Annotated in this window: 20 protein-coding genes and 2 riboswitches; of the genes, 14 read left to right on the top strand and 6 right to left on the bottom strand. The window is 67.9% G+C overall.

The features are described from left to right. Positions 1 to 209 precede the first annotated feature (209 nt). Positions 210 to 827, bottom strand: coding sequence for a C40 family peptidase (locus EQG70_RS01600; protein ID WP_062737368.1), 618 nt, complete (start codon positions 825 to 827; stop codon positions 210 to 212). A gap of 2 nt (positions 828 to 829) precedes the next feature. Beyond that, a riboswitch (cyclic di-AMP (ydaO/yuaA leader) is annotated at positions 830 to 981 on the bottom strand. Positions 982 to 1,415: 434 nt separating this feature from the next. Here EQG70_RS01600 and ctaD point away from each other — a divergent pair. The 4 genes from ctaD (at position 1,416) to EQG70_RS01580 (ending at position 6,393) form a co-directional block, all read left to right on the top strand. Then, a complete protein-coding gene (gene ctaD, locus EQG70_RS01595) occupies positions 1,416 to 3,131 on the top strand; it encodes an aa3-type cytochrome oxidase subunit I (protein ID WP_062737369.1) in 1,716 nt (571 codons plus the stop codon). A 421-nt stretch (positions 3,132 to 3,552) separates the two neighbouring features. Continuing rightward, positions 3,553 to 4,185 carry a methyltransferase family protein gene (locus EQG70_RS01590; protein ID WP_062737370.1) on the top strand — a complete coding sequence of 211 codons (633 nt, stop codon included), beginning with the start codon at positions 3,553 to 3,555 and terminating at the stop codon, positions 4,183 to 4,185. A gap of 193 nt (positions 4,186 to 4,378) precedes the next feature. Continuing rightward, the gene (locus tag EQG70_RS01585; protein WP_186374934.1) at positions 4,379 to 5,659 is read left to right on the top strand and encodes an Nramp family divalent metal transporter; all 1,281 of its coding nucleotides are present in this window, start codon (positions 4,379 to 4,381) and stop codon (positions 5,657 to 5,659) included. Positions 5,660 to 5,703: 44 nt separating this feature from the next. Then, the gene (locus EQG70_RS01580) at positions 5,704 to 6,393 is read left to right on the top strand and encodes a metal-dependent transcriptional regulator (RefSeq protein ID WP_062737372.1); all 690 of its coding nucleotides are present in this window, start codon (positions 5,704 to 5,706) and stop codon (positions 6,391 to 6,393) included. A 40-nt stretch (positions 6,394 to 6,433) separates the two neighbouring features. Here EQG70_RS01580 and EQG70_RS01575 read toward each other — a convergent pair whose 3' ends face one another. The 3 genes from EQG70_RS01575 to EQG70_RS01565 form a co-directional block, all read right to left on the bottom strand. Continuing rightward, positions 6,434 to 6,979 (bottom strand): DUF3093 domain-containing protein, encoded by a 546-nt coding sequence (locus EQG70_RS01575; protein ID WP_084271834.1) that lies wholly within the window; start codon positions 6,977 to 6,979, stop codon positions 6,434 to 6,436. Positions 6,980 to 7,536: 557 nt separating this feature from the next. Further along, positions 7,537 to 8,088: a hypothetical protein gene (locus EQG70_RS01570; protein WP_109222870.1), complete on the bottom strand. Its 552-nt coding sequence runs from the start codon at positions 8,086 to 8,088 to the stop codon at positions 7,537 to 7,539. Between the two features lie 334 nt (positions 8,089 to 8,422). Beyond that, on the bottom strand, positions 8,423 to 9,670 hold the full coding sequence (locus tag EQG70_RS01565) for an IS256 family transposase (RefSeq protein WP_109269546.1): 1,248 nt from the start codon (positions 9,668 to 9,670) through the stop codon (positions 8,423 to 8,425). Positions 9,671 to 10,743: 1,073 nt separating this feature from the next. Here EQG70_RS01565 and EQG70_RS01560 point away from each other — a divergent pair. The 4 genes from EQG70_RS01560 (at position 10,744) to EQG70_RS01545 (ending at position 15,753) form a co-directional block, all read left to right on the top strand. Then, positions 10,744 to 12,903 carry a bifunctional copper resistance protein CopD/cytochrome c oxidase assembly protein gene (locus tag EQG70_RS01560; RefSeq protein ID WP_062737377.1) on the top strand — a complete coding sequence of 720 codons (2,160 nt, stop codon included), beginning with the start codon at positions 10,744 to 10,746 and terminating at the stop codon, positions 12,901 to 12,903. A 233-nt stretch (positions 12,904 to 13,136) separates the two neighbouring features. Further along, positions 13,137 to 13,736, top strand: a complete 600-nt coding sequence (locus EQG70_RS01555) for a hypothetical protein (RefSeq protein WP_217905969.1) — start codon at positions 13,137 to 13,139, stop codon at positions 13,734 to 13,736. 149 nt (positions 13,737 to 13,885) lie between these two features. Continuing rightward, on the top strand, positions 13,886 to 14,488 hold the full coding sequence (locus EQG70_RS01550) for a copper resistance CopC family protein (RefSeq protein WP_158279242.1): 603 nt from the start codon (positions 13,886 to 13,888) through the stop codon (positions 14,486 to 14,488). A gap of 245 nt (positions 14,489 to 14,733) precedes the next feature. Then, a complete protein-coding gene (locus tag EQG70_RS01545; RefSeq protein ID WP_062737380.1) occupies positions 14,734 to 15,753 on the top strand; it encodes an SURF1 family cytochrome oxidase biogenesis protein in 1,020 nt (339 codons plus the stop codon). Positions 15,754 to 15,831: 78 nt separating this feature from the next. Here EQG70_RS01545 and EQG70_RS01540 read toward each other — a convergent pair whose 3' ends face one another. Together EQG70_RS01540 and EQG70_RS01530 are read right to left on the bottom strand one after the other, a co-directional pair. Continuing rightward, the gene (locus tag EQG70_RS01540; RefSeq protein ID WP_062737381.1) at positions 15,832 to 16,635 is read right to left on the bottom strand and encodes a WecB/TagA/CpsF family glycosyltransferase; all 804 of its coding nucleotides are present in this window, start codon (positions 16,633 to 16,635) and stop codon (positions 15,832 to 15,834) included. Positions 16,636 to 17,115: 480 nt separating this feature from the next. Then, a complete protein-coding gene (locus EQG70_RS01530) occupies positions 17,116 to 17,550 on the bottom strand; it encodes a cation diffusion facilitator family transporter (protein WP_062737382.1) in 435 nt (144 codons plus the stop codon). An 852-nt stretch (positions 17,551 to 18,402) separates the two neighbouring features. Between EQG70_RS01530 and istA the strand changes: the two genes are divergently transcribed. The 6 genes from istA to EQG70_RS01510 all read left to right on the top strand — a co-directional run bounded on the left by istA (position 18,403) and on the right by EQG70_RS01510 (position 22,903). Then, on the top strand, positions 18,403 to 20,001 hold the full coding sequence (istA, locus tag EQG70_RS01525) for an IS21 family transposase (RefSeq protein ID WP_208746193.1): 1,599 nt from the start codon (positions 18,403 to 18,405) through the stop codon (positions 19,999 to 20,001). Next, complete coding sequence (gene istB, locus EQG70_RS01520; protein WP_109269538.1) at positions 19,998 to 20,783, top strand: IS21-like element helper ATPase IstB; 786 nt, start codon at positions 19,998 to 20,000, stop codon at positions 20,781 to 20,783. Before istA ends, istB begins: the two co-directional genes overlap by 4 nt. Before the next feature lie 104 nt (positions 20,784 to 20,887). Beyond that, positions 20,888 to 21,097, top strand: coding sequence for a hypothetical protein (locus EQG70_RS01515; RefSeq protein ID WP_219930794.1), 210 nt, complete (start codon positions 20,888 to 20,890; stop codon positions 21,095 to 21,097). Further along, positions 21,094 to 21,222, top strand: a complete 129-nt coding sequence (locus EQG70_RS18695; RefSeq protein ID WP_255219702.1) for a hypothetical protein — start codon at positions 21,094 to 21,096, stop codon at positions 21,220 to 21,222. Before EQG70_RS01515 ends, EQG70_RS18695 begins: the two co-directional genes overlap by 4 nt. A gap of 115 nt (positions 21,223 to 21,337) precedes the next feature. Next, positions 21,338 to 21,502, top strand: coding sequence for a hypothetical protein (locus EQG70_RS18050; RefSeq protein ID WP_154676752.1), 165 nt, complete (start codon positions 21,338 to 21,340; stop codon positions 21,500 to 21,502). A 580-nt stretch (positions 21,503 to 22,082) separates the two neighbouring features. Continuing rightward, a riboswitch (cyclic di-AMP (ydaO/yuaA leader) is annotated at positions 22,083 to 22,238 on the top strand. A gap of 5 nt (positions 22,239 to 22,243) precedes the next feature. Then, entirely contained in the window at positions 22,244 to 22,903 is a 660-nt protein-coding gene (locus EQG70_RS01510; RefSeq protein ID WP_062737384.1) for a C40 family peptidase, read from the top strand. Positions 22,904 to 23,463 lie beyond the last annotated feature (560 nt).

Here is a 23,463-nt window from a genome sequence, read left to right as displayed (position 1 = left end):
CCATGATCACTTTCTGCGCTGCTCCGCTGGGCAGCCCGCCCGTGCGCCGTTTCCCGACCGGGTGCAAGGCGGCCGGGCCGTGGCGACCGATCGACTCTGCGATCCAGGCACGAAGTACCCCAAATATGTCGCCGATGACGATCCTCTCGGAGCACTTCGCACCTGACGGAAGGCCTCCCGTCAACCGGCCACCACTGGTGGGGCGAAGCTCAGCGGTAGGTGTAGTACCCATCGAGGGGCATGGCGTTGACGGAGTGGACGAAGGTGCCCTGGGTCGGGTTCAGCGCAGAGACCATCTTGCCGCCACCGATGTAGATGCCGATGTGGTTGCCACCGTTCTGAGACACCAGGTCCCCGGGCTGCGGAGTGGAGGTCGGGGTGGCGGCTGCGATCTGCTGGAAACTGGTGCGGGGAATATCGATACCCTGCTGGGCGTAGACCCACCCGGTGAATCCAGAGCAGTCCCAGGCACCGAAGGAAGTGCCGCCCCAGACATAGCCGGTGCCCACACCCTGCATGGCCGTACCCACGATGCCGCCAGTGGCGGGGGCGATCTCGGTGATCGCGGTGGACTGCGGGCTCACGCTCGAAGCCGTCTGCGCCGCCACCGGGGCCGGGGTGACGTAGGAGCCCTGGCTCCCCAAAGAGGACGAAGCCGGGGCCCACGACGTGGCGGCCGGGGCAGCCGGGAGCTCCGCATAGGCCTGGGCCGGGGCCACGGATCCAAGGATTGCCACGCCAGCAGCAGCAGCGATGGTGGTGTTACGCGCCCGGCACGAGGGGGTCTCGGCGCGGTGACGAGCAGAAGTGTGCTTGAAGAATGCCATGGATGTACTCCTCCCTTTGCCTACGAGGTGAGCTGTCGGATGCGGGTGGGAGACACCCGGTCGCAGGGCGGGATGCTCTGGCGACTTAACCCCTAGGACCCGAATCATCGGGACCGCATGTGGTTCCCCCGCTTCTGCCAAGCAGTTTCTGTGTAATGAACCTCGGGCACCGGCAGAATTCGGCGATGTGCCCGAAGGCGCCGACAGGATCAGTGGCCGGCACGCATCGAAGAGTACAAGAAGATCACGAAACAATCACAATCCCATTCGGGAATGTATAGGAACTATAAAGAAAACAATCAAGATTTGATGAAGTTGTAAATTTTTCTCGACTTTTTCCTATTAATGTCCTGCAAATTATGGCGCCTCGTGGCGGGCGGCACATGCCTTTGTGGTGCGTGCGGACGGTACGGGGAGCCGTTGACCGCGCTGTGGCGGGGACGCGTGCCGCCCTAAAAGGCTCGGTGGCCGATGTCAGGGAAATTTCCACGGATGGCGGTACAAGAATCGTCCCCGAGCAGCTCCAGCTATGTGCGCTACGGTAATCGGCGTTTGAATACGTACGGCATTTGGGCCCGAGGAGACCGCATGGCTATTTATGATTACACCGCCGACCAGCTCCGAAGCACAGCCCACCCGACGGTCGTGCCGCGCTCCAAAGGCCGGATGGTGGTGCAGTGGTTGACCTCCACCGACCACAAGACGATCGGGTACATGTACCTGATCACCTCCTTCGCCTTCTTCTGCCTCGCCGGCGTCATGGCGCTGCTGATCCGCGCCGAGCTCTTCGCCCCGGGCATGCAGATCCTGGAGACCAAGGAGCAGTACAACCAGCTGTTCACCATGCACGGCACGCTGATGCTGCTGATGTTCGGCACCCCGCTGTTCGTCGGCTTCGCCAACGTCATCGTCCCCCTGCAGATCGGCGCCCCCGACGTCGCCTTCCCGCGGCTCAACGCCCTGGCGTTCTGGTTCTTCCTGTTCGGCTCGCTGATCGCGACCGCCGGCTTCCTCACCCCGCAGGGCGCGGCCTCCTTCGGCTGGTACGCCTACGCACCGCTGAGCAACGCTTCTTTCACCCCAGGCTCCGGTGGTGACCTGTGGGTGTTCGGCCTGATTTTGTCCGGTTTCGGCACGATCATGGGCGCGGTCAACTTCATCACCACGATCATCGCGATGCGCGCCCCCGGCATGACCGTGTGGCGGATGGGCCTGTTCACCTGGAACACGCTCATCACCTCGCTGCTCGTGATCATGGCGTTCCCGCCTTTCACCGCTGCACTGTTCGCCCTCGGCATGGACCGGACCCTGGGTGGGCACATCTTCGACCCGGCCAACGGCGGGGCGGTGCTGTGGCAGCACCTCTTCTGGTTCTTCGGCCACCCCGAGGTCTACATCCTGGCGCTGCCGTTCTTCGGCATCGTCTCCGAGATCATCCCGGTGTTCTCCCGCAAGCCGCTGTTCGGCTACAAGGGCCTCGTGTTCGCGACCATCACCATCGCCGCGCTGTCGGTGACCGTGTGGGCCCACCACATGTACGTGACCGGAGCCGTGTTCTTGAGCTTCTTCGCGTTCATGACCATGATGATCGCCGTACCCACCGGGGTGAAGTTCTTCAACTGGATCGGCACGATGTGGCAGGGCTCGATCACCTTCGAGACCCCCATGCTGTGGGTCCTGGGGTTCATGTTCACCTTCCTCTTCGGCGGCCTGACCGGGGTGATCCTCGCTGCCCCGCCGCTGGACTTCCACCTCAATGACTCCTACTTCGTGGTCGCCCACTTCCACTACGTCATCTTCGGCACCGTGGTGTTCGGCATGTTCGCCGGCTTCTACTTCTGGTGGCCCAAGTTCACCGGCAAGATGCTCAACGAGCGGATCGGCAAGATCCACTTCTGGCTGCTGTTCCTCGGCTTCCACATGACCTTCCTGATCCAGCACTGGCTCGGGGTCTCAGGGATGCCCCGGCGCTACGCGGACTACCTGCCGGAGGACAACTTCACCTGGATGAACCAGATCTCCACGGTCGGGGCGATGCTCCTCGGCGTCTCGATGATCCCGTGGTTCTGGAACGTCTACACCACCTGGCGCAACGGCACCAAGGTCGAGGTCGACGACCCCTGGGGCTTCGGCGGATCCCTGGAGTGGGCGACGTCCTGCCCGCCGCCGCGGCACAACTTCACCTCGCTGCCGCGCATCCGCTCCGAGCGGCCGGCGCTGGACCTGCACCACCCGGAGCTGGCCGCGGAGTCCCCGCAGCAGTCCCCGGTCGACGACGCCGCCATCGCCACGCGGAAGGAATAATTTTCTCGCTGCCAGGATCTTCATCGGTGCGGTGACGGCCAGGGAAACCCTCGTAGTGCTGCGGCACGGGAGGGGCGGATTGGCCCTGCAACCGAAAAGGGACGAGGCTCCTGCTGGTCGCCGACACACCACGGGGCTTCTCCGAAAAAGGGAGATGGCATGTCCGCTTCACCTCCCGGCCGAGTTCTACTGGTCGACGGCGAAACGAACCGGGCGCCACTCATCCAGGGACATCTGCCCAACGCCGGTGGTGAAGTTGCGCTACGGCACACCGGGACAGGGGCGAGATGTGGGCAAGGGTCACCACGCTTCCCCCCTAAAAGTACAGGTTTCCGTGTACTGTTAGGGGGTGGTTTGAGTATGCCTCCACGCCCCGCCAGGGCCAGCCCGGGGGCTGGAATGAGCCTGATCGAGGAGGACTATGATGGCCGCGGCTCTGGCGCTGAGCCTGTATCTGGCCGGCCTGGCGGTGGCCTTCGGTGCGCGGTCGTGGATCCATCGGCGCCGCACCGGGTCCACCGGTTTCCGCGGGTTGAGCGGGGCGCCTGGCTCTGCTGAGTGGTGGGGCGGAATACTTTTCGCGATCGCTCTGGTCCTCGGCGCAGCAGGGCCTGTCCTCGCCCTCACCGGCGCCGTGGCCGCGCCCCGACTACCAGCGGCTTTCACCTGGGCCGGGGCGTTCATCACCATCGTGGGGTTCTTCGGTGTACTGGCCGCCCAGGCCGGCATGGGCGCCTCCTGGCGGGTGGGCGTCGACGCCACCGAACGGACAGAACTGGTCACCACCGGGGCTTTCGCCGTGGTGCGCAACCCTATTTTCACGGCGATGCTCACCACCATGGCCGGCCTGGCCCTTCTGGTGCCCACCGCGGTCAGTGCAGCAGCCCTGCTGTGCCTGCTGGTGGCCGTCGAGCTACAGGTCCGTCTCGTCGAAGAGCCTTACCTGCTGCGCACCCACCGACAGGTATACGCCTCCTATGCCGCAGCCACCGGCCGGTTCGTGCCCGGCCTCGGCCGGCTCCGCCGCGCAACCCCGGGTAAGCCGAGATCCTGAGCGTGTCGTGCCACCGCCACTGGCCGGCAGTTCACCCGCCCGGGAAGCCCGCACCTCTGACGTTCCGCGCCACTGTGATCGGCCGTCGATGCCATCCACCTTTCGTGGAGGCGAAGCCCGGGAAATCATGAGCGTGCCCGGCAGTCAGGCTTCCGGTTCCCCGCAGCGAAAAGTTCGTATAGGTTAACTTTCTATGAGGATCGGGACGGGGCGCACCGGCTCCACGGGCGCTGCCGCCTCTTCCCCCGGGGAGCGGTGGGTGCGCCGGCAGCCGCTGCCGTGGTTACTGGGCCCGGCTTTTGTGGCCGCCGTGGCCTACGTGGATCCGGGCAACGTCGCGGCGAATCTCACTGCCGGCGCCCAGTACGGATATCTGCTGGTGTGGGTGCTGGTGGCCGCCAATGCCATGGCGGTCCTCATCCAGTACCTTTCGGCCAAGGTCGGGCTGGTCACCGGATCGAGTCTGCCCGAGTTGCTGGGTGACCGTCTGCCCCGGGGCCGGCGACTGGGGTACTGGGTCCAGGCCGAGCTGGTGGCCGCGGCCACGGATCTGGCCGAGGTGATCGGTGGGGCGATCGCCCTGCACATTCTCTTCGGGATCCCTCTGCTGGCCGGGGGCGTGATCGTCGGGGTGATCTCGATGCTGCTGCTGGTCCTCCAGACCCACCGCGGCCCCCGGTTCTTCGAGTTCGTCGTGACCGGATTGCTGGCGATCGTCACCGCGGGTTTCGTCACCGGCCTGTTTTTCGGCCCCGTGTCCTGGGGTGAGGCCGTCGCCGGGATCGTGCCGCGGTTCGAGGGCACCCCGACGGTGCTGCTGGCCGCGAGCATGCTCGGGGCCACGGTGATGCCCCACGCCATCTACGCCCACTCCGCCCTGGCGCGCGATCGCCACGGGCGCTCAGTGCCCACCGAGGCCTTGCCGCGGCTGCTGAGCGCCACCCGGTGGGACGTGCTGCTGTCCCTGCTCGTGGCCGGGTCGGTGAACATCGCGATGCTGTTACTGGCCGCGGGCAACCTCGCCGGGGTGCCCGGTACCGACAGCATCGAAGGAGCCCATGCGGCGATCACCGCCGCCCTCGGTCCGGCCGTCGGGATCGCCTTCGGCATCGGGTTGCTGGCCTCCGGGCTGGCCTCGACCTCGGTGGGCTCCTACGCCGGGTCGGCAATCATGGGCGGTTTGCTGCACCTGCGCATCCCGGTGTTCGTCCGTCGGCTGATCACCTTGATCCCCGCCTTGGTCATCATCGCGGTCGGAGTGGATCCGACCTGGGCGCTGGTGCTGTCCCAGGTGCTGCTGAGCCTGGGCATCCCTTTCGCTCTGATCCCGTTAGTGCGGCTGAGCAGCAGCCGCGCCCTGATGGGGGTCTTCGTGAACAAGGTGGCTCTGACCGTCGCCGCCTGGGTGGTGGTGGCCCTGATCGTGTCGTTGAACGTGGCGCTGATCATCCTGACCGTCGCCGGAGCCGATTGAATGGGCCCGGCAGCTGCGGTGCGGCACTCGGTAGCGTGGGTCCTATGGACTTGAGTGAGATCACCCCGGTCGCCCAGGACTATCTCAAGGCGATCTGGTCGGCCACCGAATGGGGCGACCCGCCGATCACCACCACAGCCTTGGCGGCACGGATGGGGACCTCTGCCCCCAACGTCACCGACACGGTCAAGCGATTGGCCGGCCAGGGGCTCGTCGAGTACCAGCCCTACAAGCCCGTCACCCTCACCCCTCAGGGGCGTGCGTACGCGGTGGCGATGGTGCGCCGGCACCGGCTGCTGGAGACCTTCCTGGCCACCACGCTGGGGTATCCGTGGGAGGAGGTTCATGATGAGGCCGAACGTCTTGAGCACGCCGCCTCCGACGCCATGATCGAACGCATCGACGCCCGGCTGGGTCGCCCCACGGTGGATCCACACGGGGACCCGATCCCCACCGCGCAGGGACGCACCCGCCGCCCGCTCAATACCACCCGACTCACCGAGGCGAAGCCGGGACGATACGAGATCATTCGTCTTTCCGATGCCGACCCACACCGCCTCACCCGGTTCCGCGACTGCGGCCTCGTGCCGGGTGGGGCTTTTCGTGTCATCGCTCAGGAAGCCAGCGGAACGACCGGTGTACCGGGGTATCACCACACCGCGATCGAGCTAGCACCGACGGAAGCCGAAGCCATCTGGGTGACACCCACCCTCAAGACTCACCGGAGCCTCTGAAAGCTGCGCCCACCGGGGAATGCCCCGGTGGGCGCCGCGCTCAGCCGGCGGAGAGAACCTCGACCATGCGCTCCGGGTGACGGGTTGAGGTCAACCAATACGGGGTGGGGTCCACGGGATCGGTGATCTGGATGCGCACCACCGGGCCCACGGAAACGCGGAAGTTCATGTAAGCGCGGGCGTCCAGTTCAGGGCCGCGCACTCTTTGGACGGCGCTGCCGCGAAACGCTTCAGCCTCACCCACGAATCGGCGCTCAATACGAGCGCGCCCCACTTGCAACGACTCCCCGGTGATCACGATTCCGGTGCTCGAGGCAATCAATGCCACGGCAGTGCCGCCGGCGACCACAGCCCCCACCGCCGCCCCGACCCACATGTTGATCGGAGCCAGGGCGATCAGACCCACCAGACCCGCGAAGAGCACGAGCAACCACATCCACCACGCGGCAGATAATCTCTCCTCGTACAAGACCGTTTTCGGGTCGACCTTCGCGGGAGGGTCCTCGACAAGTCTGTCCGGCGACGTCCCCTGGGCGCCGCGGGATTCATTGGGCGGGAAGGCGCCGAGCGTCGCAGGGTAGGACATGTTCCAATTCTCTCATGACAGCGATCCGGTGGACCGGCTGGTCTGCCATCACGGGGCGCAGACCCAGTGCATGCTGAGGCTCCTGGGCTGATCGGACAGTCCAACCGTGTGCTCCGTGGCACAGGCGATGGTCACCCCCCGGCATCCGTGGTTGGCAGAGTGGAGTACCTGATCTAGCACCTCGCCCAGGACGGCCTGGTCCTTGGGGACCGGCTGTGCAGAGGGGCCCGGCGGGGTGACCCCCTCCTGCCCCTCCATCTCGTGGGCTTCAGCCCTCACCCGTAACGGGGAAGCTTCCCTCCCTTCATCTTCGCGACGGCGCGAAGGACACCCTCTACGTGGGGGGACGGAACCGTGCCGCTGCCCACGGAGTTCGACCCCCGAGACCGGGACGGTTCAGTCATGGTTCCGTCGCCCCAGAACTAGTTTTCGCGAGTGGTGCAAGACGGGATGCTGCGGGGCGCCGTGATCCGCTACGGCGGTGTGCGGAGAAGGCCCTCGCCGCGGTCGAAGAGTGAGGGCCAGCCGCGAGCCGGCTGGCCCCCACCAGAGCCCGATCAGTGCCCGAGGCTGGTCTTGTGGCTCACATCCTTGTACCAGTCCGACCAGCCGTGACCGTCCCAGTAGCGGTACTTGACCACGTGGTACACCTTCTTGTCCTGGTGGTGATTGACGTGGCGCCAGTGTCCCCCGCCCCAGGTTTCACCGCCGTGGTGGTTGAAGCTGTACTGGTAGTAGTCGCTGCCGTGCTCGTGGGAATTACCGTGCTTGTCCTCGGCGTAGTAGTACTGCTTCACCTGCACCTTGGTGTAGCCCTTGTCGCACTTCACCTTGAAGGGGAACGCGGCGTAATGCTTCCCCTGATACTTCTTGTAATGCGGCTTGTAAGCATCCACCTCACAGCCCTTCTGCTGCTGTTGACCCTGGGTCTCCACCGCGGCGGATGGCACCTGGGTGGTCGGCGTGAGCGCGGCTTGGGCCGGTGCACCGAGGGTGGCGAGGCCGCCTGCGGCCAAGGTGAGCGAGGCCATGGACAAAATAGCCTTGGAGAAGTAACGCCGGCTGTTGAGATTGGCGGTAGGCGTGGACGATGCGGGAGTGGAAGACATTTTGATCTCCTGGCGAGATGCGGGGATTGAGTGTGCCAGAGTCCCTGCCCCCGATGTGGGGGCTAATTCTTGGTGGGCCGACATCTAAAGCATGTCGGCCAGGTCGTTGCGCAACGTCCACCCGGAGGTTGATTTCCCCGGTACACCCAGGGGTGCACACGAGCCAATCCGAAGGCCTGCCGTACGGCGCGACGAAACTTACTGACCCACCAGGTTGTCGACGCGGTGTGAGACCCGTGGGTCCGGTGTGGAGTTGTCCAGAACTCCGTCCGCCCAGACCTCCCCCTGGCGCAGGTCAAGCCCCGAGAAGTGGTGTAGCGATCTTTCGTAGGGGTCAGGCAGTGAGGGCGGTCAGGGGGTCGGGGATCACCTCGCTTCCGGTGCGGGCCACGGGGGTGAGCCGGCAACGGGTGAGGACCTCGAGTCCGAGGTAGCGGCGGCCCTCGGCCCACTCATCGGTCTGCTCGGCCAGCACCGCGCCCACGAGGCGAACGATGGCGGCTCGGTTGGGGAAGATCCCGACCGCGTCGGTGCGCCGGCGGATCTCCTTGTTCAGCCTCTCGGCGGGGTTGTTGGACCAGATCTGCATCCACACGTCTTTCGGGAAGCCGGTGAAGGCCAGCAGGTCCTCCCGGGCGTCGGCCAGGTGCTCAGCCACCTCGGGCAGCTTCTCGGCGACGTAGTCGATCAGCCGGTCGAACTGGGCGTTCACCGCGGCGGCATCGGGCTGGTCATAGACCGAGTGCAGCATCGCCTTCACGGCCGGCCACATGCTCTTCGGGCAGATCGACATGAGATTGGCCGCGTAGTGGGTGCGGCACCGCTGCCAGGACGCCCCGGGCAGGTGCGCGGCGATCGCGTCCTTGAGACCGGCGTGGGCGTCACTGGTGACCAGGCGGACTCCGCCCAGGCCCCGGGCCACCAGGTCGGCGAAGAACTCGTTCCACGCCGCCCCGGTCTCGGCCGTGGCCACCCGCATGCCCAGGACCTCCCGGTGGCCGTCGCCGTTGACCCCGGTGGCCAGCAGCACGACCGCGTTGACCACCCGCCCGCCCTCTCGGACTTTCATGGTCAGCGCGTCGGCGGCGACGAACGTGAAAGGGCCGGCCTCGTCCAGGGGCCGGTGGCGGAAGGACTCCACGTGCTCGTCGAGGTCGGTGGCCATGCGCGAGACCTGGGACTTCGACAGGGAGTTGATGCCCAGGGTCTTCACCAGCTTGTCCATCCGACGGGTCGAGACCCCGGCGAGGTAACAGTCGGCGACCACGGTGATCAGCGCGGACTCAGCCCGTTTGCGCCGCTCCAGCAACCACTCGGGGAAGTAGGTGCCGGTGCGCAGCTTCGGCACGGCGACGTCGATCGTGCCGATGCGGGTGTCGAGCTCACGGTGCCGGTAGCCGTTGCGCTGCGCAGACCGGGTCGGGGTGGGCTTGCCCCATTCGGCGCCGACCACCGCCTCGGCATCAGCAGACAAGAGAGCGTTGATCACCGTCTGCAACAAGCTGCGCATCAGATCCGGGGACGCGTCGGACAGGGCTTCGCCGAGCAGGCCAGCAGGGTCGACAATATGAGGAGCGGTCATCGTGATGATGTCCTTTCGAGGGTGCTGTGAGAGGTGAACTCGAAAGATCTCACGGTGGCCGCGCTCTCGTCGGCAACGACGAGCAAGACCACCGCGCTACACCACTATCGGGGGCTCAACTCTGGCGCAGCACCGGCAGGCGGTGGGTGGCCTGACGCTGGCGCAGGACGTCCTGCCGAGTCATGCGAGTCCCCTTGAGCTCGGAAGACCCGGGTGACACCAATCTTTGTCGGGTCTAGAACGAGCTGGTTCAAACCGTTAGGGGCTTGACCCTAGCTCGCGATCAGGAGGGAGAAGTAAAATAAGAGGGCAAGACTGGCGTTGGTCCCGCCAAGGACCGGGAAGTATCTAGATGGACATTGCTCCCCGCCTGGGGCGATGTCAGGAGCTCGGGGGCACTGCGGAAACCGCTGTGCGCAGTGCAGACTGTGCGCGGCGGAGAGCTCCGGGGCTGAGGGCGTGAACCATCCTTTCGTGGATGGGCACGCCCTTCTTGCGTGTCCAGTCCGTTATGGCCGACACCCGCCAACAACAGGCCAGGCCCACGGGCGGGTGGCTTTCGGTGTGGGGATGACCCTCGGTCTCGACCCAGCCGGTCCTGGCATGAATGAACGAGGACGACGGCCACGGTGGGCCGCGCAGGTCCATCCTGGCTGCCCCACCAAAAGTTGCGGCGATGCTGGGCAGCTCGCCAGCCTCGAGAACGCTGAGAGGGCAGAGGCCGGAAGACGGGACCTGTAGCTGATGACCCCCGCCACCAGGCCGGCCCCAGCGGGGCTGCCGCCATCCCGGGGTGCACGGAGGATCCAGCCGTGACGTCCTTGGCGTAGTCGATCGTCACCAGCCAGCCGCCCGAGATCCAGTACCTGGAAAAGTTGCTGGCCACCCACTGGCCCCCGAGCCACCCAGAGGCCGCGTATGAGGCGGTGAGATTCCCGGCGCAGCCCAGAAGGCCGTCGCTGAGACCTGCTGAGGGGCGGGGCCGATCCTGTGGGGCTGGGTGGGGTGCCCGGCAGGGACAATGGAGGCAACCCGCCTCCCCTTCTGCAGCGGCGGGTGAAGGAGATCAGCTCATGAGTACGAGAACGCCCGAGCACACCGGGCAGGCGCACCCCGGGCTGGGCAGGCTGGGCGGTCCCGGGGTGAGGCCGTGGCAGCTCGTTGTTGCCGTGGTGGTGGCCTTGGTGGTGTTGATTCTGGCGATGGTCTACAGCGGCTCGGGGGCCGCTCGTCTGGCGGCGGATCCGGGGGCGTTGGTGCGCTGGGGTCTGCCCGTGGTCGAGGTGGTGCACAACAGCGCCTTGGTCGTGGTGCTGGGTTCCCTGCTCTTCGCTCTGGGGGTCGTGCCGAAAACACGTGGTGGGTTCCGCCGCCGCGCAGACGGGCGCAACGGTGGCCAGGAGGCGGAGCACCCCCTGTTCACGGCCACGATGGGTCTGGCCGAGGTGGCGTCGGTGGTGTGGACGGTGGCTGCCGTGGTGGTGCTGGTGCTGTCTTATTCCGATGTGGCGGGGGTGCCGGTGGGCGGGGACGAGGCCTATGCGCAGCAGCTGTTGTACTACGCCACGGATCTTTCCCTGGGGCAGGCGCAGGCGGCGACCGTGGTGGTCGCTGCCGTGGTCACCACCTTGGTCTTCGGCGTCCGGGCCCTGATGGGGCTGTTGCTCACCTTCGGCCTGGCGTGCACGGCTTTGGTGGCGATGGCCCTGACCGGTCACTCCTCCGGAGGCACGGACCATATGGGTGCGGTGAACTCCTTGGGCCTGCACCTGCTGGGCGTGTGTCTGTGGACCGGTGGGCTGGTGGTGCTCGCCTGGCTCTCCCCGCAGCTGAGCGGATCGGCTGCCGGCACCGGCAGCCTGCCGGCAGGGGCCGGCCGCGGCGCTGGTGTGCGGCCTCAGGTGCCGATAGCCGCCGTGGTGCTGCGGCGCTTCTCCACGGTGGCCTTCGGTGCCTTCTTCTTGGTGTTTCTTTCCGGGACCATCAATGCGGCGGTGCGCATCGGATCCTGGGAACAGCTGTTCAGTCCTTACGGGCAGCTGGTGCTGCTCAAGGCCGCCCTGACCCTGGGGCTGGGTTTGGCGGGGGTGGCTCACCGCCGGTGGCTGATTCCGGCCCTGGAGGCGGGCCGTCTCACCGCGACGCGTGCCGTGTGGCAGCTGGTGGCCGGGGAGGTGCTGGTCATGGGTGCGGTCATGGGCGTGGCCGTGGCCCTGTCGCGCACCGCCCCACCGGTGCCCGAGGAGATCGCCCCGGATGCCACCCCGGCCGAGATCCTCACCTGGTACCCACTGCCTCCCCAGCCCACCGCCGCCTCCTGGTTCACCACCTGGCGGGTGGACCCGCTCTGGTTGGCGGTGGTGGTCTTCCTCGCCGCCCTCTACCTGTGGGCGTTCGTGCAGGTCCGCCGGCGCGGGGACTCCTGGTCGGTGCTGCGCAGCCTCTCCTGGTTGACCGGGCTGGCGGTGCTGTTCTACGTCACCTCCGGTGGGGTCGCCGTCTACGGGCTGGTGTTGTTCTCCGCGCACATGGTCGAGCACATGATGTTGACGATGGTGGTGCCGATCTTCCTGGTCCTGGGGGCGCCGGTGACGCTGGTGCTCAAGGCCCTGGAGCCCCGCCAGGACGGTACCCGCGGGCCGCGCGAGTGGATCCTGGCCCTGGTGCACTCCCCGTTCTCCAAGATCGTGACGCACCCGATCGTCGCCGGGGTGAACTTCGCGGCCTCGATCGTGATCTTCTACTTCACCCCACTGTTCGGATTCACCCTGCAGTACCACGTGGGGCACGTGTTCATGATCACCCACTTCTTGATCACCGGGTACCTGTTCATGCTCGTGCTGATCGGCATCGACCCGATCCCGCACCGTCCCGGCCACATGATGCGCCTGATTCTGCTGCTGGCCACGATGGTCTACCACGCCTTCGTCGGGGTGGCCCTGATGGGCTCCGACACCCTGCTGCAGGCGTGGTGGTTCGCGAACATGGGCCGGGATTGGGGCCGTAGCCCGATCGAGGACCAGCAGTTCGGCGGGGCCCTGATGTGGGGGATCGGAGAGTTCCCCACCGTCGTCGTCGCCGTGGTCGTGGCGATCATGTGGGCGATCGAAGGCAAGAAGGAAAACCGTCGCGTGGACCGCCAGGCGGACCGCACCGACGACGCCGAGCTCAAGGCCTACAACGCGATGATGGCCGGGCTCGCCGAGCGGGACGAGTCCACGAGGCGCCCCTGAGCCAGGACCACGTATGGAAGCCGTGACCTTCACGGCGACCTGACAACAGAGGACACACGACGCACCGCGGTGTCGACCCGACCGGCACCTGCCGCCAGGGCCTGTCGATGTGGTGGGGCTCTCGAGGGCCCGCACATAATGGGATCGCCGCCTCGAGCGGCTGATGAACTGAGAGGGGTGGAGGCGTGAACGCACGGGCGCACCGTCTTGCCCGCGGGTGGGCCGGAGCCGGGATGGCCACGGCCTTCGCCGCCGCCTCCCACGTGGCCGCCGGCGGTCAGGTCCCTCCGGTGTTGTTGGTGTTGCTGTCCCTGGCGCTGTCCGGGCCGGTGTGCATGGCTCTGGCCGGCCGGGTCCTCTCCCGCTCCTTATTGCTTACCGGCGTGCTGGTCAGCCAGGGCGTCTTCCACCTGCTCTTCACCGTCGCCGGATCCGTGACGACCGTGGTCGACGCCACCCACCACGCGGCGCTGAGCTCACCGCCCACCGGGCCGGCCCTGGTGCTCCAGGCCCAGGCTCACGCGGTGCACGGTGGCACCGGCATGCTGGTCTTCCACGTGCTGGCCGCCGCGGCCACCTACGCGTTCCTGCGCCACGGCGAAGTGGCCCTCGTGGACCTGCTCGACGCCCTGCGACTGCGCGTCCGCCGGCTGTGGCGGGTCCTGTCCGCCCCGGTCGTGGTGCACCGGCCCCGACCTGTTCCGCAGGGGCGCCCGCACGCACTGACGGATCAGTCGCTGCTGCAACCGGTGCGCTCCTACCGCGGACCACCGACAGCTCGTCGTCGGAATCTTCCGCTCCCGACCGGGCCCGCCCGGTCGCCCGCCGGCTGAACACCACCCCTGTTGGGGCCGGTGGTGGTCGTGGATTCGGACAGCAGACTCGACGACTCCCTCACGGCCGCCTCCGATCATCGGCTCGGCGGCCCTGTCTGACCCACTCACTCATTGCCCCTCGAAGGGACCCCTCTGCCATGCTGACCATGACTTCTGCTCTGCGCCGTACCGCCGCCACTGTGAGCGCGGTAGGCGCCCTGACCGCCCTGGGACTGGCCCCCGCCGCCGCCCATGACGAGGTGCTGAGCACCTCCCCCGAACAGGATGCGGTGCTGGAGACCGCCCCCGAACAAATCGAGCTCTCCTACAGCGGGGAGATCATGGACATCGGCCACCAGGTGCTCGTGACCGGCCCCGACGGGCAGTCCGTGACCGAGGGCCCGCTCGAGCGCGACGGTTCCCAAGTGATCCAGCCCCTGGCCGAGACCGGGTCCGAGGAAGGGACCTACCAGGTGGTCTGGCGGGTGGTCTCCAGCGACGGCCACCCCATCGAAGGCACCTACACCTACGAGGTGGGTGACAGTGTGGACATCACCACCCCGGCCCCCACCCTCAGCACCACCCCGACCGAGACCCCGACCGGTGAGGGCGCCGACAGCTCGGACAGCTCCGCCCAAGCCCAGGACGCGGCCGTACAGGAGAATTCCGGAAGCTTCTCCGGATGGGCCGTCGGCGCCACCGTGGTGGTGCTGGCCCTGGCCGTGATCGGGCTACTGGGCTTGATGTCCCGTCGCCGCCGCAAGAACTGATTCCCCCACGCCGGGCCGGCAGATGCTCTACAGCACAGGCCCCAGGAGTGCGGCGACAGCCGTGCTCCTGGGGCCGCCGCCGACCGTCCGGTCAGCCCGACGGCGCACTCTGAGGAGCACGACCGCTGTGAAGTTCGACCTACTCGTATCGCTGTCACCGCGCGGCGCCGCAGCTCTCCTCCCGGTGGGGCCGGGCTCCCCGCCACTCTTCTGCCAGGGCTGCCGGGCCGATGGTGGGCTCTGACATGGGCACCTACCGTTTCCTACTCAGCGGCAAGTGGCTGGGCTTCTTCCTCCTCGCCTGCGCCGCCGCCGTGGTCTCGGTGTACCTGGGCGGCTGGCAGATGGACCGCAACGACCACCTGGTCGGTGAGAACGCCAAGATCACGCAGAACTACCGCGCCGAGCCCCTGGCCGGTGCGGCCGCCGTCGAGCAGTTCGCCGCCCACGACCCTTCCCTCACCTGGCGCCCGGTCGAGCTCACGGGCGAGTACCTGCCCCAGGACCAGGTGCTGGTCCGCAACAGGCCGCAGGACGGCCGCGTCGGCTACGAGGTCCTCGTCCCGTTCCGCACGCAGGACGGGGACGTCGTGGTCCTCGACCGCGGCTGGATCCCCACGGGCGAGGCGGCCAACGGGATGCCGGACGAGGTGCCGACCCCGCCCGCCGGCCGGGTCACGGTCACCGCCCGGCTCCAGCCCGGGGAGCCGGCCGTCAGCCGCGGCGCCCCCGCGGGCCAGATCGCCTCGATCGACCTCGAGGAGCTGCGCGAGCGCTGGGACCGGCCGAACGGGACGGCGGCCTACGGCGAGGTCTTCGCCGAGGACCCGGCCCCCGCGGCGGCCCCCGCGCCGGCTCCGGAGCCGGAGACCGACTCCGGGCCGCACCTGTCCTACTCGTTGCAGTGGTACGCGTTCGCGGCGCTGTTCTTCGTGGCCTGGGGCTACGCCGCCCGCCAGCAGGCCCGCAACGACGCCTGGGACCGCCAGTTCGCCCAGGAGATGGAGCGCCGGCTCGCACGGTTCTACGACGAGGACGGCAACTACATCGGCGAGGGCGACGAGGAGCTCGTCGTCCGCCAGCTCGAGATGGCCGACGACATGCCCGCCCACCTCAGGTCGCTCATGCGCCCCCGGCCGCAGCGCCGGCGCTCCCGCCCCACCTGTGAGGACGAGGAGGACGCGATGCTGGACGCCCTGGAGGCGTCGGCCGCGGACCGGAGCGGGAGCCGGGTCCCGCTCCGGTCCGCGGACGAATTGCACTGACCCGCAGCGTTGTTGATGCACTCCGACACGAGACGGTGGGCCGGGACGGACAGTCTCCGCTCACCGCTCACGGCCGGCTCAGGAACTGGCGTCCGCCCCTCTGGTGCCCTGCCGGACAGCCTTGGCCGCCAGGAGATAGGCGAGGATCCACGGTTCGACGAGGTACCGGTGGCCCAGCCGCCGCGGCTGGGTGGCCAGCCGGTAGGCCCATTCCAGGCCCAGGGGCCCGAGCCAGCGCGGAGCCGATTTCTGGATCCCGGAGTACTGGTCGATCACCCCGCCGACGGCCGCATAGATCGCCGTGGGCAACTCCTCCCAGTGCCGGCTCAGGAACTCCTCCTGCAGCGGCATCCCCAGGCCCACGATGACGAAGTCCGGCCGGAACTCCTGGAGGGTTCCGACGATGCGGTCCTCGAGTGCGAGGTTCCACCCTTCGCCGGGCCAGCCCTCGACCGTGCGCTCGGGGTCCCCCGCACGGAGGAGAGCAACCGTGGCGGCGTTGCTTTCGGGGCTCGCGCCAATGACGGCCACGCGCCGCACGGGGGTGCTCCGGATCAGGCCGGGCAACCAATCCATGGTGCCGATACGGTGGCGCCTGGCGCTGAGCGGCCGCCCGGAGCACCACTTGGCCATTTTCAGGATGGGAAAGCCATCCGTCAGCACCACGTCGGCCTTGTCGTAGAAAGCGCGGAACGTCGGGTTGACCTCCCACGTGTAGAGACTGTGCAGATTGTGGCCGAGAATCACGGTCTTGCGCCGCTCCTCCCAGGTGGCCGCAATCCACCGGTGCAGCTCATTGGTGTCCATCGGTGTCACCCGGATGCCGCTGACCGGGATCTCGATCTCGCCCCGCTTGTCCGTCTGAGTCTGGTACTTAAGCATGTGTTCCCCCACTGGCTCGGCAGTTGCTGCCTCATCGATTGTTGGTCGGCACGTTCGCCCACCGCCGTGGGACTCCCAGATCCTGATTGGCGCATGGGACACGATCCCGTGGGCGCAGCATTCGGGGACACCAGCCCGTATTCCCCCGAATACCCGCCAACATTCACGTTAGCAACGACGGGCCTCCCGGTGTGCCCCCACTTCCGGGTTGCGCCGTCCCCCAATATGTACCTATTTGCATTGATATGCCTCCGTGCATCCAGCGAGGTTGCGCCCTGCAGAGTGGATGCTCTATTGGCGTCAAGGCGCTGTGAGGTCGCGTTGGGCGGTCTCGTCGAGCCAGTGCTGACAGCGCTGGAGGAGCATGACGGTGAAAACCATCAAACCCATCGTGGTAGACGTATCCACGTCTCTCCCACCCAGGTGCAGTACCCCTTGCCCTGCTCGCCTGCTCCACAGGGCCTCGGCGAAGCCCAACCGCTAATCCACCACATGTAAGGCAGTGGGTGTTGTGTCCTGGATGCGCAACCCCGCCGGGGACAGCTGAGGGCCCTGCCAGACACAAGGCCCCTCAGCGTTGCGTGGTGATCGTGACCAGCGTGGTGGAACGGGATGTCGATCAGTCCTCGTCCTCGTCCTCGTCGTCGCTCTCGACAAGCTCGCCCCGGACTCCTTGCCCTCGGGGAGGGCGAAGGCGAAGAGGATAAGCCCGGCCACCGGGTCTACCCACGCCGCGCCGGTCAGCGGGAAGAGGATCAGCCCAGTCAGAGTGGAGACGGACAGCAGCGCGCAAATCCCGGTCTCGGCGGCACCAGCCAGGATCAGGTCGTCCCCCAGGGCCGTGCCGGCCTTCTTCTTGACCGCGACCAGCACCGGCATGATGACCAGCGAGAGCACCGGGATGATGATGCTCACCGGAGAGGGGTCGGGGGTCTTGCCCTCGGATTGCCAATTGAGGGCCCGCGAGCCAGTCTCGGATCCGTCGGATTCTTCGGTCCGGGCTACGTCGCTTCTCCACATTATCGACGGGTGCCCCAGCCTAAGGGGAGCAAAGACTGGGGCACCCTAACGCCCGTGCACGGGGTGATGAGAACGGGGTGTTCTCACTCGCAAACTATGCCCTCACCGGTCCGGAAGAACAGCCCGTACAGCTACCAGAGGGCAAGTTATGGGGAATCTTCACGCCATCTTGAGGAAAACTATACAAACGACTTCGAAGTCAAAGCGGGAATCCTACGCTGAGCAGGGGCCACACTGCCGTGGGTGTCCTGATGACGGGGGGTCACTTCACCCCGTGTTGGCGGGTGAGTCCATCACCGGTCACGGCGACGACGGAAAGACACCGCAACGAGAGCCCCGCAGACCGCGACATCAGGCCCTGGGAGCACGGTTGCTCCCAGCGGGAACCCGGCTTCCTCCGCTACTGTCGAGGACGACACCTCCCGGCGCCGCGGCGCGGCCTGAGCCTGACGCGGGGCTGTCCGGTGAGCCTGCCCGAGTACCCTGAGGAGCACGACCGCCGTGGAGACCGACCGGCTCAGATCGCTGTCCCCGCACGGATCCGCGGCACCACCGGCCGGACCCGACAACTGCTAGCGGACATGCCAATCTCCCTGTAGGCGGACACGTACCTCCCTGCTGACGGACAGCTGATCTCCCTGTTCTCAGCCCCGGGGCCAGGCTCGTGTCGGTCCCCATGCAGACGTCCCTCCGGGGGTTCGCTCGAGGTCTCTGACCACCTTGAGCCATCACCCGCCGGAGGGACGCATGAAGAAGTCTGACAGGGAGATCATGGAAATTCTCGAAGCATATGACGCCACCGGCTCCGCGCACTCGGCCGCGGCCCTGGCCGGGGTGGATCCGAAGACGGTCCGCCGTTACGCCGCCGCCCGGGACGCGGGCCGGCCGGTGACCGGCCCGGGCCGTCGTCCTCGGATGATCGACGCCTACCTGCCGAAGATCGAGGAGTGGGTCGAGCGCAGCCAGGGCACAGTCCGCGCCGACGTCGTCCACGCCCGCCTGGTCGCGGTGGGGTTCCCGGGGACCGAGCGCACCACCCGCCGGGCCGTGGCGCAGGTGAAGGCGGTATGGCGGGCCGGGCACCGGCGCACCTACCGGCCCTGGATCACCGAGCCGGGTCTGTGGCTGCAGTTCGACTGGGGCGAAGGCCCGAAGGTGCCCGGCGCGGACGGGGTGCCGCGGCGCACGTGGCTGTTCTGCGCCTGGCTGGCGTGGTCACGGTTCCGGGTGGTGATCCCTGTATGGGACCAGACCCTCCCGACGCTGATCGGGTGCCTGGATGCGACTCTGGCCCTCATCGGCGGGGTGCCGACCTATGTGCTCACCGACAACCCGAGAACCGTGACCGTCGATCACGTGGCCGGGGTTGCGGTGCGCCACCCGCAGATCGTGGAAGCCGGCCGGCACTACGGCACGCAGGTGCACACCTGCGTGCCGTATGACCCCGAGTCCAAGGGCGGGTCGGAGTCCACGGTGCGCATCGCCAAGGCCGATCTGGTGCCCACCGAGGCGAACCTGCGCGCAGCTTACGGCTCCTTCGCCGCACTCGAGGCCGCCTGCGCGGCGTTCTGCGCCAAGGTCAACGGGCGCACCCACCGGGAGACGGCCAAGATCCCGGAGCACGCTTTGGCCGAGGAACAACGACGGTTGCACGTGCTGCCGGCCGCCCCGCACACCACCGCCCTGGGGGTGACCCGCACGGTGGGCACCGACCAGACCATCCGGTTCGGCTCGGTGCGCTACTCCACCCCACCGGGCCTGGTCGGGGCCGAGGTGTGGGTGCGGGTCGCAGCCGAGGAGCTGGTGGTCGTCGCCGACCTCGACACCCTTCCGGTGGCCCCGGGGTGGGCGGCCGGGCGTGCCGGGCTCACCGAGGTCGCCCGCCACCGCCTCTCGACCCCGGGCAATCCGCGGATCGACCTGGCCCACTACCCCGACCACCCCCAAGACCCCACTGGTGCCCCACGCCCGCCCCGGCCACGAGCCCGCAGCGCGGCGGAGAAGGACTTCCTGGCCCTGGGCGCCGGGGCGCACACCTGGCTGATCGAGGCCTCCGCGGCCGGGGCTACCCGGATCCGGGCGAAGATGGCCGCCGCGGTTGAGCTCGCCGCCCTCATCGGGGCCGGGCCCGTGGACGCCGCCCTCGGGATCGCCGCGGCCGCCGGGCGCTTCAGCGAAGGGGATCTGACCGCGATCTGCGATCACCAGGCCACCGGGGCCACCGCCGCCGGACTCGTGGCCGCCGACGAGACCCACTCCGCCCAGCCCGGCACCGCCGCCTGGGCCACCTTCGGCGCCACCACGACAACCAGCACAACCACCACAACCGAGGAGACCGCTCGATGAACACGGCCACCACCGCCCCGGCAGCACCGCCGCTGCCCGAAGACCTCGCCGCGGTGCTCAAGCGGATGCGGATGCCCTATCTGCGCGCGGCCGCCCCCGAGGTGTTGGCCACCGCCCGTTCCCAACGGTGGGACCCCACCGAGGTCCTGCGGGTGCTGCTGGCCGAAGAGGCCCGCGGGCGTGATGAGGCCACTCGGGCCGCACGCCGCAAAGCCGCCGGACTGCCCGCCGGGAAGACCTTCGCCTCCTGGCGCGAAGCCGATTCCTCGATCCCGGTCCCGACCCAGTCGGCCCTGGCCACCCTGGAGTGGGTGGGGCGGGCGGAGAACCTCGCGATCTCGGGGCCTTCGGGCACGGGCAAGACCCATTTCGTCGAGGCCCTGGCCCATCAGGTCATCGACGCCGGGATGCGGGTCTCCTGGTTCACCCTCGAGTCGCTGACCGCCGCGATCGGCCGCGCCGGGGCGGACGGCTCGATCGGCAAGACCATCGCCCGGATCACCCGGGCCGAGCTCATCGTCGTGGACGACATCGGGATGCTGCCCTCGGGCCAGGCCGCCGCCGAGGCCTTCTACCGCCTCGTCGATGCGACTTATGAACGCCGCAGCCTCGCGGTGACCTCGAACATCCACCCGGCCGGGTTCGACACGATCATGCCCAAGACCCTGGCCACCGCCGCCGTGGACCGGCTCCTGCACCACGCCCACGTGATCATCACCGAGGGCACCTCGCTGCGGCTCACCGAGGCCACCGCCGGACGCGGGGTGGTCCCACTGAACTGACCGGCAGGGAGGTCAACTGACCGCGGACAGGGAGATCAGCTGTCCGCAGACGGGGAGATCACCTGACCGCCTACCGGGAAGTCCCGCTGACCGTTGACAACAACTTGCAGTGCTCCCGCAAGGGCTGCGGCGCGGACGCTGCGTGGCGGATCCGCTGGAACAACCCGCGCATCCACACCCCACACCACCGCAAGAGCTGGCTGGCGTGCCCCGACCACCGCGAGAACCTCGAGAGGTTCCTCCGCGCCCAGGGCTTCTGGAAGGACACCGTCCCGCTCGGCCAAGGCGGGCCCGCCGGGCAGGACCGACCGTGAGCGACGACCGGTTCCAGCTCAGCGGGAAATGGCTCGACTTCTCTCTGTGGGCCGGCGCCGCCGCGGCGGTCTCCGTGGACCTGGCCGACTGGCAGATGGACCGCAACGACCACCCCCTCGGGTAGGAGGCGGTCATTTCGCAAGGGCATGGCAGGCGTCGCCACGGCGAGGCGGATATCTTGTTGGCGTCTCGAGCGGCCGATGCCGTTGCCCGCTCGCCCCGCCGGTTGGAGGCCCCCTGTGAAGCGCACCAGCACCGCCCTCGTCCTGGGGTGCGCCCTGGTCCTGCCCGGATATACCGGCAGTATCGAGGAAGCAGCAGACGAAGCATCCTCCGGATTTCCCGTTGCCGCAAACGGAATCAACGTCTTGGAGGCGGCCGTGTCGATGCCGTCTGAACACTGACCCCCGGGCGTGCCCCTAAGGCCATGCAGTCGAATCACCTGCCGGCGAACACATCGATTCCTGTCCTGCCCTTGAGCGTGCCCGTTCTTCCTCTACACGCTGAAGGCATGAAGATTCGATGAAGAAATGTGCTTCGTTCGGATGGCGGATGGCGGATTACGGCAGATATGAGTGCGCGCTGAATTTATCCTCCCGATATTCTCCGAAGCCACCGCCCGAGAGCCTCGATCGCTTTTCTTACCCTACGCGCGTAAACCGCCCACCGCAGCCACCGGCGGTCTCCCAGTGCTGACAGGCCGCCGCAGGCGTGCCGAGGGTGTGCATCTTCGGGCCCACCAGGGACTCTCCCCGGCCACGCCCCCGCTAACGGTGAACACCCTGACGTTCCCGCTCGAAACGAAGCTCCGCTGGGTCGGGAACACGGTGCTGAGCACCCTCGGCAACCAAGGCGACCACCCGATCAGCGGCCGTGACCAAAACGTGACATTAGGGGGTGGGCCCTGTATCGTCCTCCGCGTGCCGAGAGCTGATCTTCTTGGCGCCCCCGTGGCACATCGCCGAGTTCTGCCGGTGCCCGGGGTTCCTGAAGAGAAATCGCTTGGCAGAAGCGGGGGAACCATTACCGGTCCCGGTGTACCGGGGCCTTGGGGTTAAGCCGTGCAGAGCGCGTGCGTTCTGCGGCCGGGTGTCTCCCACCCGCATCCGACAGCTCACCTCGTAGGCAAAGGGAGGAATCCACCCATGTCGCTTTTCACGCAGAACACTGCCCGCCACCGCGCCGAGACCTCCTCGCGCGCCGTGCGCACCACCACCGTCGTCGCCGCCGCCGGCGCAGCACTGGTGGGCTCCATCGCTCCGGCCCAGGCCTACGCCGAGATCCCCGCCGCCTCCGGGTCCTCCTATGCGGCTCCGGCCTCGGCGATGGCCGATCTGGCCTCCTACACCTACCAGGCCCCGGTCGCCGCGCAGCCCGCCGCCCCCGCCGACCAGGCCCCGGCCCCGCAGCAGAGCGCCGCCACCTCGAGCGTGAGCCCGCAGTCCACCGCCACCACCGAACTCGCCCCGGCCGCCGGCGGCATCGTGGGCACGGCCATGCAGGGTGTGGGCACCGGCTACGTCTGGGGCGGGACCTCCTTCGGGGCCTGGGACTGCTCCGGATTCACCGGCTGGGTCTACGCCCAGAACGGCATCGACATCCCCCGCACCAGCTCCCAGCAGATCGCCGCGGCCACCCCGACCGCCACCCCGCAGCCCGGTGACCTGGTGTCCCAGAACGGTGGCAACCACATCGGCATCTACATCGGTGGCGGCAAGATGGTCTCTGCGTTGAACCCGACCCAGGGCACCTTCGTCCACTCCGTCAACGCCATGCCCGTCGACGGGTACTACACCTACCGCTGAGCCGGACTCGCTGCTGCGGTGCCCCACATGGTCACCGCAGCAGATCCCCGGACCGCTCTCACCCGGGGCCGGACCGCCTCTACCTCACGCGCACCTGCTGCGCCCTTCACCTGCTGCGGGAGTGCTCCTCTCCGAAAGCACCCCCGTCGGACATCGGTCGTTTCGGTGACACCGTCCGGGATCAGGCCTGCACTGGGGCGGTGAGTGATGCGCTGGGCGCGGCCTGAACCAGTTTCCGCGGCTAACCGGCCGACCACTTGAGTCCGGCGCCCGCGTCTCCACCGTCCAGACCCAGACCGATGTCCTCGTCGACTGCTCCCCGGGGGCGCCCACATCGGGGTCCATCCCGGCGGCGGCGAGGCCGTGCACGGCGGCCGGAACGGCCACCAGGCGGTCCTCGACAGCGTCAACGTCGGCTCCGGGCCGGTCCAGGTTTGCCTACGCTGAGCCGGTTCAGGCATCACATACTCCGGGTGCGTCCTCTTTGAACGACCAGCAAGGAGTGCGCACCCGGTCCTCACATCCCGCCCCAGGCCTGGATCTTCTGCGTCGTCGCCGTT

This window comes from Kocuria rosea, assembly GCF_006094695.1.
Taxonomy (GTDB): domain Bacteria; phylum Actinomycetota; class Actinomycetes; order Actinomycetales; family Micrococcaceae; genus Kocuria; species Kocuria rosea.
This window is presented reverse-complemented; position numbering and strand designations above follow the sequence as displayed.